10 protein-coding genes are annotated in these 12153 nt (G+C 73.4%); 8 read left to right on the top strand and 2 right to left on the bottom strand.

Annotation, left to right across the window (positions count from 1 at the left end; translation table 11 throughout):
• Positions 1–24 precede the first annotated feature (24 nt).
• Positions 25–1020: a 1,4-dihydroxy-2-naphthoyl-CoA synthase gene (locus J0911_RS07075; protein WP_207274723.1), complete on the bottom strand. Its 996-nt coding sequence runs from the start codon at positions 1018–1020 to the stop codon at positions 25–27.
• 69 nt (positions 1021–1089) lie between these two features.
• Between J0911_RS07075 and J0911_RS07070 the strand changes: the two genes are divergently transcribed.
• The 4 genes from J0911_RS07070 to J0911_RS07055 all read left to right on the top strand — a co-directional run bounded on the left by J0911_RS07070 (position 1090) and on the right by J0911_RS07055 (position 6592).
• On the top strand, positions 1090–2160 hold the full coding sequence (locus J0911_RS07070) for an o-succinylbenzoate synthase (RefSeq protein ID WP_207274722.1): 1071 nt from the start codon (positions 1090–1092) through the stop codon (positions 2158–2160).
• Between the two features lie 91 nt (positions 2161–2251).
• A complete protein-coding gene (gene menD, locus J0911_RS07065; protein ID WP_207274721.1) occupies positions 2252–4087 on the top strand; it encodes a 2-succinyl-5-enolpyruvyl-6-hydroxy-3-cyclohexene-1-carboxylic-acid synthase in 1836 nt (611 codons plus the stop codon).
• 105 nt (positions 4088–4192) lie between these two features.
• Complete coding sequence (locus J0911_RS07060) at positions 4193–5830, top strand: S1C family serine protease (protein WP_307864955.1); 1638 nt, start codon at positions 4193–4195, stop codon at positions 5828–5830.
• 219 nt (positions 5831–6049) lie between these two features.
• Positions 6050–6592, top strand: a complete 543-nt coding sequence (locus J0911_RS07055; protein WP_207274719.1) for a GNAT family N-acetyltransferase — start codon at positions 6050–6052, stop codon at positions 6590–6592.
• 67 nt (positions 6593–6659) lie between these two features.
• Here J0911_RS07055 and J0911_RS07050 read toward each other — a convergent pair whose 3' ends face one another.
• The gene (locus J0911_RS07050) at positions 6660–7283 is read right to left on the bottom strand and encodes a TetR/AcrR family transcriptional regulator (RefSeq protein WP_207274718.1); all 624 of its coding nucleotides are present in this window, start codon (positions 7281–7283) and stop codon (positions 6660–6662) included.
• Positions 7284–7472: 189 nt separating this feature from the next.
• On the opposite strand from J0911_RS07050, the gene J0911_RS07045 reads away from it, so the two are divergent.
• The 4 genes from J0911_RS07045 (at position 7473) to J0911_RS07030 (ending at position 12146) form a co-directional block, all read left to right on the top strand.
• On the top strand, positions 7473–8066 hold the full coding sequence (locus J0911_RS07045; protein ID WP_207274717.1) for a DUF6230 family protein: 594 nt from the start codon (positions 7473–7475) through the stop codon (positions 8064–8066).
• Positions 8057–9685 (top strand): DUF6114 domain-containing protein, encoded by a 1629-nt coding sequence (locus J0911_RS07040; RefSeq protein ID WP_207274716.1) that lies wholly within the window; start codon positions 8057–8059, stop codon positions 9683–9685. The genes J0911_RS07045 and J0911_RS07040 overlap by 10 nt, the downstream gene beginning before the upstream one ends.
• Positions 9686–9867: 182 nt before the next feature.
• Positions 9868–11289, top strand: coding sequence for an isochorismate synthase (locus J0911_RS07035; protein ID WP_207274715.1), 1422 nt, complete (start codon positions 9868–9870; stop codon positions 11287–11289).
• Positions 11290–11450: 161 nt separating this feature from the next.
• Complete coding sequence (locus tag J0911_RS07030; protein ID WP_207274714.1) at positions 11451–12146, top strand: demethylmenaquinone methyltransferase; 696 nt, start codon at positions 11451–11453, stop codon at positions 12144–12146.
• The last annotated feature ends 7 nt before the right edge of the window (positions 12147–12153 follow it).

Here is a 12153-nt window from a genome sequence, read left to right as displayed (position 1 = left end):
GGCAGCCCGGCGGTGGAGCCGGGGTCAGAAGTAGTACGGGAACCGGCTCCAGTCCGGATCGCGGCGCTCCAGGAAGGCGTCCCGGCCCTCGACCGCCTCGTCCGTCATGTAGGCGAGCCGGGTCGCCTCCCCGGCGAACACCTGCTGACCGTTGATGCCGTCGTCCGGCAGGTTGAAGGCGAACTTGAGCATACGGATCGCCTGCGGAGACTTCGTCGCGACGGTGCGGGCGTAGTCGATCGCCAGTTCTTCCACGTCGGCGTGCTCGGCGACCTCGTTGACCGCGCCCCAGCGCTCGGCGTCGTCGGCGGAGTACTCCCGGGCGAGGAAGAAGATCTCCCGCGCCCGCTTCTGCCCCACCTGACGGGCCAGGTACGCCGAACCGTAGCCGCCGTCGAACGAGCCGACGTTCGCGTCCGTCTGCTTGAACTTCCCGTGATCCCGGCATGCGATCGTCAGGTCGCAGACGACGTGCAGCGAGTGGCCTCCCCCGGCCGCCCAGCCGTCCACGACGGCGATCACGACCTTCGGCATCGTCCGGATCAGGCGCTGCACCTCCAGGATGTGCAGCCGGCCCGCCCGCGCCGGGTCCACGGCGTCGGCCGTGGCGATCTCACCGCCGCCGTCGGGGGCGGTCGTGTACCGGTACCCCGACCGGCCACGGATGCGCTGGTCACCGCCGCTGCAGAACGCCCAGCCGGCGTCCTTGGGCGAGGGCCCGTTGCCCGTCAGCAGAACGGTGCCGACGTCGGGCGTCATGCGGGCGTGGTCCAGCACCCGGTACAGCTCGTCCACGGTGTGCGGGCGGAAGGCGTTGCGGACCTCGGGGCGGTCGAACGCGACGCGCACGACGGGCAGGTCACGTCCCGTCACGTGGTCGTGCCCACGGTGGTACGTCATGTCGGTGAGGTCCTCGAACCCCGTGACCTCCCGCCACCGCTGCGGATCGAAGGTCTCGGAGACCCGACGGGGGAGGCGCGGTCGCGCGGGCGAGGACTCGGCTCGGTCGGTGCTGCTCACGAGGGCAGCGTAGTTCGTGAGCGCGGCATCGCGCGGCCGGCCGGCGGCCGGCCGCTATAGCCTTGCCGCATGCCCGAACCCGCCGGCCTCGTGGTCTGGTCCACGCCCCTGCGCACGCGATTCCGAGGACTCGACACGCGGGACGGGATGCTCGTCCGCGGCGACGCCGGCTGGGGCGAGCTGTCCCCCTTCTGGGACTACGACGACGCCGAGTCCGCGACCTGGTTGCGAGCCGCCCGCGAGGCCGCCGACACCGGCTGGCCCGCACCGGTACGCGACGCCGTCCCCGTGAACGTGACCGTCCCGGCCGTCGGTCCGGACCAGGCCCGCGCGATCGTGCTCGCCTCCGGGGGCTGCCGGACCGCCAAGGTGAAGGTCGCCCAGCGCCTCCCCGGCGGCGGCATCGAACCACTCGCCGCCGAGCAGGCCCGCGTCGAGGCGGTCCGGTCGGCCCTCGACGAGATGTTCGCCGCAGCCGACGACGGCCCCGCCGCGACCCACGACGCACGGATCCGCGTCGACGCCAACGGCGGCTGGACCCTGGACGAGGCGTTGCACAGGCTGCCCGTGCTCGACCGGACGGCCGGCGGGGACGGACGGTCCGGCAGCGTCCGCGGACTGGAGTACGTCGAGCAGCCGTGCGCGTCCGTCGAGGACCTCGCCGCCGTGCGCCGCGCCCAGCACGTCCCCGTCGCGGCCGACGAGTCGATCCGCCGCGCCGACGACCCCCTGCGGGTCGTCCGGCGGGAAGCCGCCGACATCGTCGTGCTCAAGGTCCAGCCGCTCGGAGGGGTGCGCGCCTGCCTCGACCTCGCCGAACAGGTGGGACTTCCCGTAGTGGTCTCCTCGGCGCTGGAGTCCTCCGTCGGGCTGGCCGCGGGCGTGGCGCTCGCGGCGGCGCTGCCGGAACTCCCGTACGCGTGCGGCCTCGCGACGGCACAGCTTCTCGAGCACGACGTCGTCACCGACCCGCTGCTGCCCCGCGACGGACGCCTCCCGGTCCGGCGGCCGGCGCCGGATCCTGCCGCACCAGCCCTGGCCACCGCTCCGGCCGGGCTCGTGGACGGGTGGCGCTCCCGGTACGCGCGCCTCGCCGGGATCCTGGACGCGTCGGGACCGGAGCGTTCCGTCCGGGCCTGAGTCCTGAGGCGCGGCCCGGGCGACGGGCACCGCACCGCAGACTCGGCCGCGGCGTGCGGCGTGCGGACGATCGCGCCGCTAGCCTGGCCGTATGCCTGAGAATCCCGCCTCTGTCCGCGCCGCGCGCGGCCTGATCTCCGAGCTGGTCGCGCACGGGGTGCGCGATGTGGTGCTGGCGCCCGGGTCGCGGTCCGCGCCGCTCGCCTATGCGGCCGTGGAAGCGGCCGAGGCAGGACGCCTGATCCTGCACGTGCGGATCGACGAGCGCACGGCGGGGTTCCTGGCGCTCGGGCTTTCGCGCGGTGGCGCGTTGACCGTGCCGAACTCGTCCGACGCGCCCTTCCCTCTCACCGGCGTTCCCGTCGCCGTGATCACCACCTCCGGGACCGCCGTCGCCAACCTGCACCCCGCCGTCCTCGAGGCGCACCACACCGGGGTGCCGCTGATCCTCCTCACGGCCGACCGCCCGCACGAGCTGCGCGGCACCGGCGCGTCCCAGACCACCCGTCAGCCCGGCATCTTCACGGGAGCCGTGCGCTACGAGGCCGACGTCCCGGCGCCGTCCGGCACGGACCTCGCAACTCGCGCGACCGAGGCGCGCGACCTCGCCGCCCTGGCGGCGCGCGCCGCCTCCGCCGCCCTCGGCATGCGCGACGGCGCGCCCGGTCCCGTCCACCTGAACCTGTCCTTCCGTGATCCCCTGCACCCCGTGCCGGAAACGCCCGGGGAACCGGTCGAGGACCGGGTGGCGCGCGTCTCCCCGTCCGAGGCGGGGGTGGACCGTCCGGTGACGGTCGTCGTTCCCGGCCTGGTGCGGCACTACGCGTCACCGGCGTTGCCGGGACACCCGGGGCGCACGGTGGTCGTCGCGGGTGACGGAGCCGGCCCCGGTGCCCGCCGGCTTGCCGAGGCGCAGGGGTGGCCGCTGCTGGCCGAGCCGTCGTCGGGCGCGTGCGGCGGGCCGAACACGATCCCCGCCTACCGACTCGTGCTCGGCGAGGACGGGCCCGCGGGGGAGATCCAGCACGCCGTCGTCCTGGGCCGTCCCACCCTTTCCCGCCCGGTCCAGCGGATGCTCGCCCGTCCCGACGTCACGGTCACGGTCGTCGCACCCGGCGGGCTGCCCTGGCCGGACGCGGTGCGCAACGCCGCCCAGGTCGTCCCGGGCCTCGCGCCGCAGTGGTACGAACCGCAGGATGACGCGGACCACGACTGGCTCGGGCGGTGGCAGGCCGCCGGACGTGCCGCGGAAGCCGTCGTCGATGAGACGACCTGCGACGACGCCGTCGCCGACGGCCCGACGGCGCTCTCCGTCGCCCGAGCCGTGGCCACGGTGCTGGGGGACGACGACGTGCTCGTCGTCGGCTCGTCGAACCCGATCCGGGACCTCGACCTGGTGCTCGGTATGGACGACATCGGTGGCCTTCCCGCCGTGGTCGCCAACCGCGGGCTCGCGGGTATCGACGGCACGGTCTCGACCGCCACGGGCGTCGCGCTCGCCGCGGGACGGGCCGGCCGGCGCACCCGCGCGCTGATGGGTGACCTGGCGTTCCTGCACGATGTCGGTGGCCTGTTGCGAGGGCCGGGTGAGCCCGCCGTCGACCTGGAGATCGTCGTGGTGAACGACGACGGGGGCTCCATCTTCGCCACCCTGGAGCACGGCGAGCTGGCGGCGACGTCGGAGGCGGCCGCCGCCCGGTTCGAGCGGGTCTTCGGCACGCCGCACGGCGCGAACCTGGCGCAGCTGTGCGCCGGTTACGGGGTGGACCACCAGCTCGTGAAGGACATCCCGACCCTCCGGCACGCGCTCCAGGCTCCGAGCCGTGGTGTCCAGGTCATCGAGGTGCGGGTGCCGCGCGCGGCACGGCACGCCGAGACGCGCGACCTGGCCCACCGCGTGGCCGAGGCGGTCCGCGGCGTCGTGTGACGGGCGCCGGCGGCACGAGCCGCCACACGCAGGTAACTCACAGGCGCGGTCAAGGGTCGCGTCAGCGTGCCGGTGTGTAGTGGTTCACGGATGAAGGAGGGCATCGTGAACACCGAGCAGAACCCCATTACCCCGCAGGGCCAGGAGCCGGAGGCGACCGCCGCGGCCGGCGCCGGTGCGCCGCAGCACCCGGAGACCCCCGCCTCGACCCCCGCCGCGGAGGCTCGGGCGGCTCAGGTCCCGACCACCGACGCGCCGACGACGCAGCTGCCGGCCGCTCAGGCGCCGGACGGCCGGACGTCTCCGGCGCACCCGCCGGAGGCGGGCCACACGCAGCAGTTCCCCGTCCGGGAGCAGCCGGCCACGGTGGAGCCCGTGGCCGGACGATCCGCCGTGCCGGCCGGGGCCGGACCGCAGGAGACGCACGCGGCCGGCGCCGGGACGTCGTCGGGCACGGCCTTCGGCAATCCCTACGCCGTCCCGGCCGGCGCGCCGGCGAACCGCAAGGACCGTCGCTGGGTGCCGGTGGTGAGCGCCGCGGCCGTGGCCGCACTGCTCGCCAGTGCGGGTACGGCGGGGGCGGTCGCACTCCTGGACGACGACACGCAGACGGTCTCGCTGGCCGACGTCGGGCGGTCGGACCAGCAGGCGGTACCCGTGTCGTCGAACGGCGACGCGCCCGACTGGCAGGCCGTCACGGCGGCGGTCTCGGACTCCGTCGTCTCGATCCAGGTGGCCACGCAGCAGGGCGAGGGCGAGGGCTCCGGCGTGGTCATCGACGCCGACGGTCACGTCCTCACCAACAACCACGTGGTCTCGGGCGCCCGGCAGGTGCAGGTGACGCTGGCCGACGGCCGGCTCTTCGAGGCCGAGGTGGTCGGCACGGACCCGACGACGGACCTCGCCGTCGTGCAGCTCACGGACGCGCCGGAGGACCTGGAGGCCGCGACGCTCGGCGACTCGGAGGCGGTCTCCGTGGGTGACGCGGTGATGGCCGTCGGCAACCCGCTGGGCCTCGCGAACACCGCGACCACGGGCATCGTCTCGGCGCTCGACCGGCCGGTGTCGGCCTCGTCGGAGAGCGGCGGCGACGTCGTGGTCACGAACGCGGTGCAGACGGACGCCGCAGTCAACCCGGGGAACTCGGGCGGACCGCTGTTCAACGCGTCGGGTGAGGTCATCGGCATCAACTCGTCCATCCTGACGCTGTCGAGCGCCACCCAGCAGTCCGGGTCGATCGGGCTCGGCTTCGCGATCCCGTCGAACCTGGCGTCGAGCGTCAGCGAGCAGCTGATCGAGAACGGTTCGGCCGAGCACGCCTTCCTGGGCGTGTCGCTCTCGGACGGCACGGCGACCGCCGACGGCGTGACGCGACTCGGCGCCCGGGTCGAACAGGTGGTGGCGGGGTCGCCGGCCGAGGAGGCGGGACTCGAGGTCGGTGACGTGATCGTCGCGATCGGCGAGGACCCGGTCGACGGTTCCGAGTCCCTGACCGCGTTCGTGCGCGAGTACGCGGCGGGCGACGAGGTCACCCTGACCGTGGTGCGCGACGGTGAGACCCAGGAGGTCACCACCGGTCTCGCGGTGCGGGACGACGAAGGTCTCGCCGAGCAGGACCAGAACGTGCCCGGGCAGGGCGGCCTGCCCGGCCAGGAGGGCTCGGACGGTTCCGGCTCGAGCGGCTCCGACCCGACGGACCCGGGCAACATCCCGGACTGGCTGCGTGAGCTGTTCGGGAACTGAGTTCCCTGACGAGGGCCACCGGTACCGGCCGGTGGCCCTCGTCCGCGCTACCGCTGCGGCCGGGCCCCGGGGCTTCGGCCCGGGCCCTTCGCGGAGTGTGTCCGCCCTTCAGGATGCCGCGGAAGACGGTCAATGGGCCGCAAAGGGGCAAAGGTGTCTTTAGGGAATTACCACTATCGTGCATAGTGAAAAGCCCCATTGAGTACTACCTTGAAGCCCGTGATCGGGACCTATGACGTTGTGCGGACGCGCGGCCGGTCAGATGCGGCCCATGACATTCTCGGCGAACTTCCCGAATGGTTCGGTCTCGAGAAGTTCACGGACGAATACGAGGATGCTGCCCGGAAGTTTCCCAACTATCTCGCCGTGAGTTCCGGCGGGGGTCTCGCCCGGGCGGACATCGCCGCCGCGGACGCGCTCGCGAGCGACCCCGTCGACGGCTCCCGGATCCCCGTCGACGACGTGACGGGAATCCTGCTCCTCGACCCGCGCTACGACAGCACCGCCGAGGTCCACCTCCTGGCGGTGCGGCGCAAGTACCACCGGACCGGAATAGGGCGGGCCCTCCTGCGTCGCGCCGAGGATGACATGCGCGCCCGGGGCGTTCGCCTCCTCACGGTCAAGACGTTCGGCCCCTCCCGTCCGGACCCGGGTTTCGACCGTACCCGGGCCTTCTACGAGGCGGTCGGTTTCCTGCCGGTCGAGGAATTCCCGGACATGTGGGTCGAGAACCCCTGCCTGCTGATGGCCAAGGTGCTCTGACGGCGGGCGGCTGCCCGGGCCGGACGGTGCACCCGGCGGTGGCCGGGGCGCCTGGCGGCGGGCGTGCTCAGGTCGAGGCCGTCAACGGCCCCGCCTCCAGCTGTGCGCCCGTGGCGCTCACCACGCCGAACATGCTGCTCTCCAGGTACGCGATCAGGTCGGCGGCCGGGATGTCGGTGTTGAGCCCGCCGTCGACCAGTGCCTGCTCCGCGAGCGCCACCCACGACCGCAGGGCCATGCGGAGCATCGGCGTGTCCTGGACGCCCATCTCCGTGACCGCCGCGACGACGCGTTCGGTCTGCTCGCGCCGCGCGCTCTCGATGAGTTCCCGCACCTCCTCGTCCCCGCTCGCCGCGCCCCGCACCAGCGAGTAGAAGGTCGGCCCGTGCTCGCGCACGTAGGTGACGAGCCGTTCGAGCGTGTCGTGCAGGCGGTCCAGCGGCGGCAGCTCGGCGCGGGGCTCGCTCGCGTGCAGCATCGAGTCGCGGGCACGCAGCACGATCTCGTGGTGCAGCCCGTTCTTCGATCCGAAGTAGTAGTAGACGAGGCCTGTCGAGACCTCGGCCTCCGCGGCGATCTCCTCCACGGTGACCTCGGAGAGCGGTCGGTTGGCCAGGGTGGCCACGCCGAGGGCCACGAGCTGGTCCCGGCGTTCCTCCGGGCGGAGTCGAGTTCTTCGGCTGGTTGCCATGTTGCGAGCATATCGACCGACCTGTGCGATGCCTGGGTGAATCGTCCGAGGTCCGCGCCCCTGAGCCGCGGCACCGCGCGCCGTGCGGGCGGCGACCACACCGAGACAATTGACTGGTAGTCAGTAGTCGGCTACGGTCACGCTCGACGACGAAGGAGTCGCCTCTCTCTGTGTCCAAAGGGGAATCACATGAAGCTCAGCAACCTGACGAAGTCGCGCAAGGGGCGCGTGGCGCTCGCCACCGTCCCGGTCGCCGCGGTCGCCGGCCTGCTCCTCGGCGGCGTGGCCCAGGGCGCGGTCCCGGTCTCGTTCGCGATCGCGGGCACCCCGTTCAAGATCGCGGCCGACCGGCTCGACGGCACGGGTTTCTCGCAGTACGCGGGTCAGGCGGTCGACGCCGAGGGGACGCCGCACCCGGCTGCCATCGCGAACATCAAGGACGCGAAGCTCCACAACCTGTGCCAGACGGTGGTGCAGGACACGAAGCTCGGCAAGGTGGGCCTCAAGATCACGGCCGGCACGGGCGAGAAGCCCGCCGAGGCGACCGACCTGCAGATCGGCATGACCGACCTGTCCGGCACCGCGACGTTCACGAACATCCGCATCGGCGTGGACGCCTCCCAGGTCAACACGGCCGACAAGGGCCACAAGGGTGACTTCGCCATGGACTCCGACGCGATCGACATCGACGGGCTGCAGCAGGTCTCGTGGAGCACCCAGGCCGCCGTGTTCAAGCTGACGGACCTGAAGCTCCAGCTCACGAACGGCGAGGAGTGCTTCTGAACCGGAAGGATGGTCGGGCCGGCGCCGGCGGCCCCGCGCTGCGGGACCGGCTGGCCGCCGCACGGCGGGCGTTCGGCCCGTGGCGCAGGAAGCGCCCGTTCGTCGGATGCGTGCTCGTGATCCTGGCCGGCCTGGAGCTTCTGCTCTCCGGCCCGATCGACGTGGGCGCGCTCGCCGATCTGCTCGGTGCGCAGGGCGTGCCGAACATGCAGCTCGCCGTGGGCATCGAGGGCTTCCAGGCGACCATCCTCCCCCTCGCACTGATCCTCCTGGGCGTACTGTCCATGGCGCAGCCCGTCCACCGGATCTTCTACGGCGTGCTCATCCTCGCCATCTCGGTCTACACGCTGTCCGGCGTCAACCTGGGCGGCTGGATCGTCGGCTTCCTCCTCGGCGCGGTCGGCGGTGTCGTCGTCGTCTCGTGGGCGCCGTCGGAGGCCGCGGCCGGGGAAGGCCCTTCGGCCGCGGCATCGCCGGCCGGCTCCTCGGCGGGCGCGGGCAGCGGTGTGTTCGAGGTGTCCGACGGCGGTTCCTCCGGAGCGTCCGAGGAGCGACGGTCCGGCAGCCCGGCGTCGGGCGGTCCGGCGTCCGCCCACCCCACGTCCGGCAGCCCGGCGGGTGACGACGACCCGCGCACGCCGGGCACCTTCCCGGCCGGTGAGAGCGGCGGGAGCACTCTGCCCGCCAGGTCGGCGGCGGTCGTCCTGGCCGGTGCGCTCGTGCTGGGTGGTGTGCAGCCGACAGCCCTCCGTACGGCCGAGGACGACTGCTGGGATCCCGTCGACTGGATCCCGATCATCACGTGCGACGAGGAGGACGGCGACGCGGACCCGTCCGAGTCTCCCTCGGCGTCGTCCTCGCCGAGTTCCTCCGGGACCGACGACCCGGTCGGCGACGTGGTGGACGACGTGACGGACGGTGTCGGTGACGCCGTCGACGGCGTCACCGGCGGCTCGGGCGAGGACCCGGAAGGCACGGGCTCCGGCGGCTCCGCGGAGGACGAGCCGTCCGGAAGCTCGGACGAGGCCGCCGCCGAGATCTTCTCGACGGACGAGTCCGAGCGAGGGCTCTCGGTCGGCTACGTCTGCGACGGGGAGAAGCGGAACGTCACCCTCCCGATGATCTCGGCGGGCGAGGACAACCGGAACACGTTCTCGCTGCCGGGCGACCTGCGCACGCGCGACCTCGAGATCAGCGGGATCAGGTCGATCGCGCTCGTCTCGGTTCCCGTGACCCACGAGGTGGAACGGCGTGACGCGCTGCGCATCGTCGCGGACCACGTCAAGGTGCCGGGCTTCTGGCTCAAGACGTACGCCTACGACACCGGCGCCCACGGCGAGCCCGTCGAGGCGGGGACGGACACGAGCGCGGGCTACGTCTCCATGGACGGCAACGCGACGATGTACATCTCCGGGATCAACCTCGGCTGCCCCGACTTCGACGAGATCGCGGACGAGCCGCCGGAGTCGGTCGTCGCGTGGCTGCTGGCGCTGTCGGGCGCGCAGCTCGACTTCCTGGGTGCCACCTCCGACGTGCAGGTCTGGTCGGGCTTCCGGGAGCAGGTCTGGGGCGACCCGCTGCACCCGATCGGCGAGGGCCCGGAGGCGGGCGACCCGTAACCCTCGCGCCCGTCGGGACCCGGTTCCGCCGGCGGCAGCCGTGCCCCCCGTGGCGTGGCGGCCGCCGGCCGTGCCCGCGGTCGCCCACGACGGGGCCCGGCGCGGGCGGCTTCGGCGACGGCCGGTGTGATGTCCGTTGCAGGCGGCCGGGAGTCACGCCGAACCGACCTATTCTGGGAACGATGACCGTCACCGCACCCCCGCTCGCGCCGCCACGCCTCGTGGTGCGCACCTCTCGCGCCGACGACCTGCCGGACGACCTCACGGCACTCGTCGACATCCTGCCCGACGCCCGCCCGCTGGCGTGGGTGAGGCACGGCGACGGCGTCGTCGGCTGGGGCGAGGCCCTGCGCTTCGAGACGTTCGGACCCGGCCGGTTCGCCGACGCCGAGCACGCCTGGCACCAGGTCCTCGTCGGTGCGTCGGTGCACGACGACGTCCGCCTGCCGGGCACCGGTCCGATCGCGTTCGGGTCGTTCGCGTTCGACGACGTCGTGCCCGGCGACGAGACCGAGGACCCCACGCGTGCGAGCGGGGCACTGCTCGTGCCTCGTGTCGTGGTGGGCCGCCGCGACGGTGTGTGCTGGACGACGACGATCGAACTGGTGGGGGACCGCGCCGCACCCGCGCCCGAGGTGCTGCCCGACGCGTACCCGCGCACCCCCGTCGCCGCACCCGGCCGCGTGGACTACACCGAGGGGTCGGTCTCCCCGGAGGACTGGAAGGCCGTCGTCGCGGAGGGGGTCTCCCGGATCAGGACCCGGGAGCTCGACAAGGTCGTGCTGGCGCGCGATGTCGCCGCGACCGCCGAGAATCCCGTCGACCCGCGCCACCTCCTGCGGCGTCTGGCCCGGGCGTACGAGGCGTGCTGGACGTTCAGCGTGGACGGGCTGGTCGGAGCGACGCCGGAACTGCTCGTGCGCAGTGAGCGAGGGCACGTGACGTCCCGCGTCCTGGCGGGCACGATCCCCCGTGTCGAAGGCCCGGAGCAGGAGTCCCGCGACGCCGAGGAAGCGGACCGGCTGACCGCCGCGCGTCTCGCGGGCTCGTCCAAGGACCTGGAGGAGCACCAGTACGCGGCGCGGTCGGTGGCCGCCGCGCTGGCGCCGTTCTGCTCGGCGATGGACGTGCCGGAGACGCCGTTCGTGCTGCACCTGCCGAACGTCATGCACCTGGCCACGGACGTGACCGCGGTCCTCGACCTGTCGGGCGGATCGCGTGGCGGCCACGAGCCGTGGGGCCCCGGCGCGGGCAGCGCGTCCGAGCCGGGTGCGCCACGGCCGCCGTCGTCCCTCTCGCTGGCCGCGGCCCTGCACCCGAGTGCCGCGGTGTGCGGTACGCCCACCGTGGCCGCGCGGTCCCTGATCCGGGAGATCGAGGGCATGGACCGCGCGCGGTACGCGGGCCCGGTCGGCTGGGTGGGGGCCGACGGCGACGGCGAGTGGGGCATCGCGCTGCGTTCGGCCGAGATCTCCGACCGGAACCCCCGCCACGTGCGCCTCTTCGCGGGCTGCGGGATCGTCGCGGCGTCGGACCCGGTCGCGGAGCTGGCCGAGTCGGAAGCCAAGCTGGAGCCCATGCGGTACGCCCTGGGCGAGGGCTGAGCGCCGGGCACGACGTCGTCGTCCGTCTCCGGCCCCGACGGCCCGTTCCGGTGCGGTCCGGCACGGCGGCGCGGTCGAAGCGGGCCGGGCGGAGCGGGCCGGGCGGAGCGGGCCGGCCCCGACGGCCCGGGGCGCGCCTGGTGGCGTGGGACGATGGGGCCATGTCTCGTGCCAGTCTGGAGAAGCAGCCCGCTGAGGTCGCGTCGATGTTCGACGGGATCGCCAAGCGCTACGACCTCACCAACGACCTGATCTCCCTGGGGCAGGACCGTCGCTGGCGGAAGCTCGTGCGCGAGGCGGTCGGCGCCGGGCCCGGGCACAAGGTGCTGGACCTCGCCGCCGGGACCGGGACGTCGAGCGAGCCGTTCGACGCCGACGGCGCGCTGGTGGTGCCCTCGGACTTCAGCCTCGGCATGCTGCGGGTGGGCAAGGAACGCCGGCCGGACCTGCCCTTCGTCGCCGGTGACGCGACCCGCCTGCCGTTCGCGGACGAGGCGTTCGACGCGGTGACGATCAGCTTCGGATTGCGGAACGTGGTGGACACCGCGGCGGCGCTGCGCGAGATGTTCCGGGTGACCCGGCCCGGCGGGCGCGTGGTGATCTGCGAGTTCTCCACACCCACCTGGATGCCGTTCCGCGTGCTCTACCAGGAGTACCTGATGCGCGCCCTGCCGGTGGTCGCGGGAGCGGTCACGCGGGACCGCGGCTCCTACGACTACCTCGCGGAGTCGATCCGCTCCTGGCCCGACCAGGTGGCACTGGCCCGCCTGATGCTCGACGCCGGCTGGAAGCCGGTCCAGTACCGCAACGCGAGCGGCGGCGTCGTCGCCCTCCACCGAGGCACCCGCCCGGCATAGCACCCCC

The sequence above is a fragment of the Myceligenerans salitolerans genome (assembly GCF_017349295.1).
GTDB classification, from domain to species: domain Bacteria; phylum Actinomycetota; class Actinomycetes; order Actinomycetales; family Cellulomonadaceae; genus Myceligenerans; species Myceligenerans salitolerans.
Note: the sequence above shows the minus strand (reverse complement) of the source record. Positions and strands in the feature narration are given on the sequence as shown.

Bases quoted from the DNA above. Each gene is read 5' to 3' on its own strand.
- J0911_RS07045 (WP_207274717.1), top strand. From the start codon at position 7,473: ATGAAGCTCAGCAACCTGACGAAGTCGCGCAAGGGGCGCGTGGCGCTC.
- J0911_RS07070 (WP_207274722.1), top strand. From the start codon at position 1,090: ATGCCCGAACCCGCCGGCCTCGTGGTCTGGTCCACGCCCCTGCGCACG.
- J0911_RS07030 (WP_207274714.1), top strand. From the start codon at position 11,451: ATGTCTCGTGCCAGTCTGGAGAAGCAGCCCGCTGAGGTCGCGTCGATG.
- J0911_RS07035 (WP_207274715.1), top strand. From the start codon at position 9,868: ATGACCGTCACCGCACCCCCGCTCGCGCCGCCACGCCTCGTGGTGCGC.
- menD (WP_207274721.1), top strand. From the start codon at position 2,252: ATGCCTGAGAATCCCGCCTCTGTCCGCGCCGCGCGCGGCCTGATCTCC.
- J0911_RS07050 (WP_207274718.1), bottom strand. From the start codon at position 7,283: ATGGCAACCAGCCGAAGAACTCGACTCCGCCCGGAGGAACGCCGGGAC.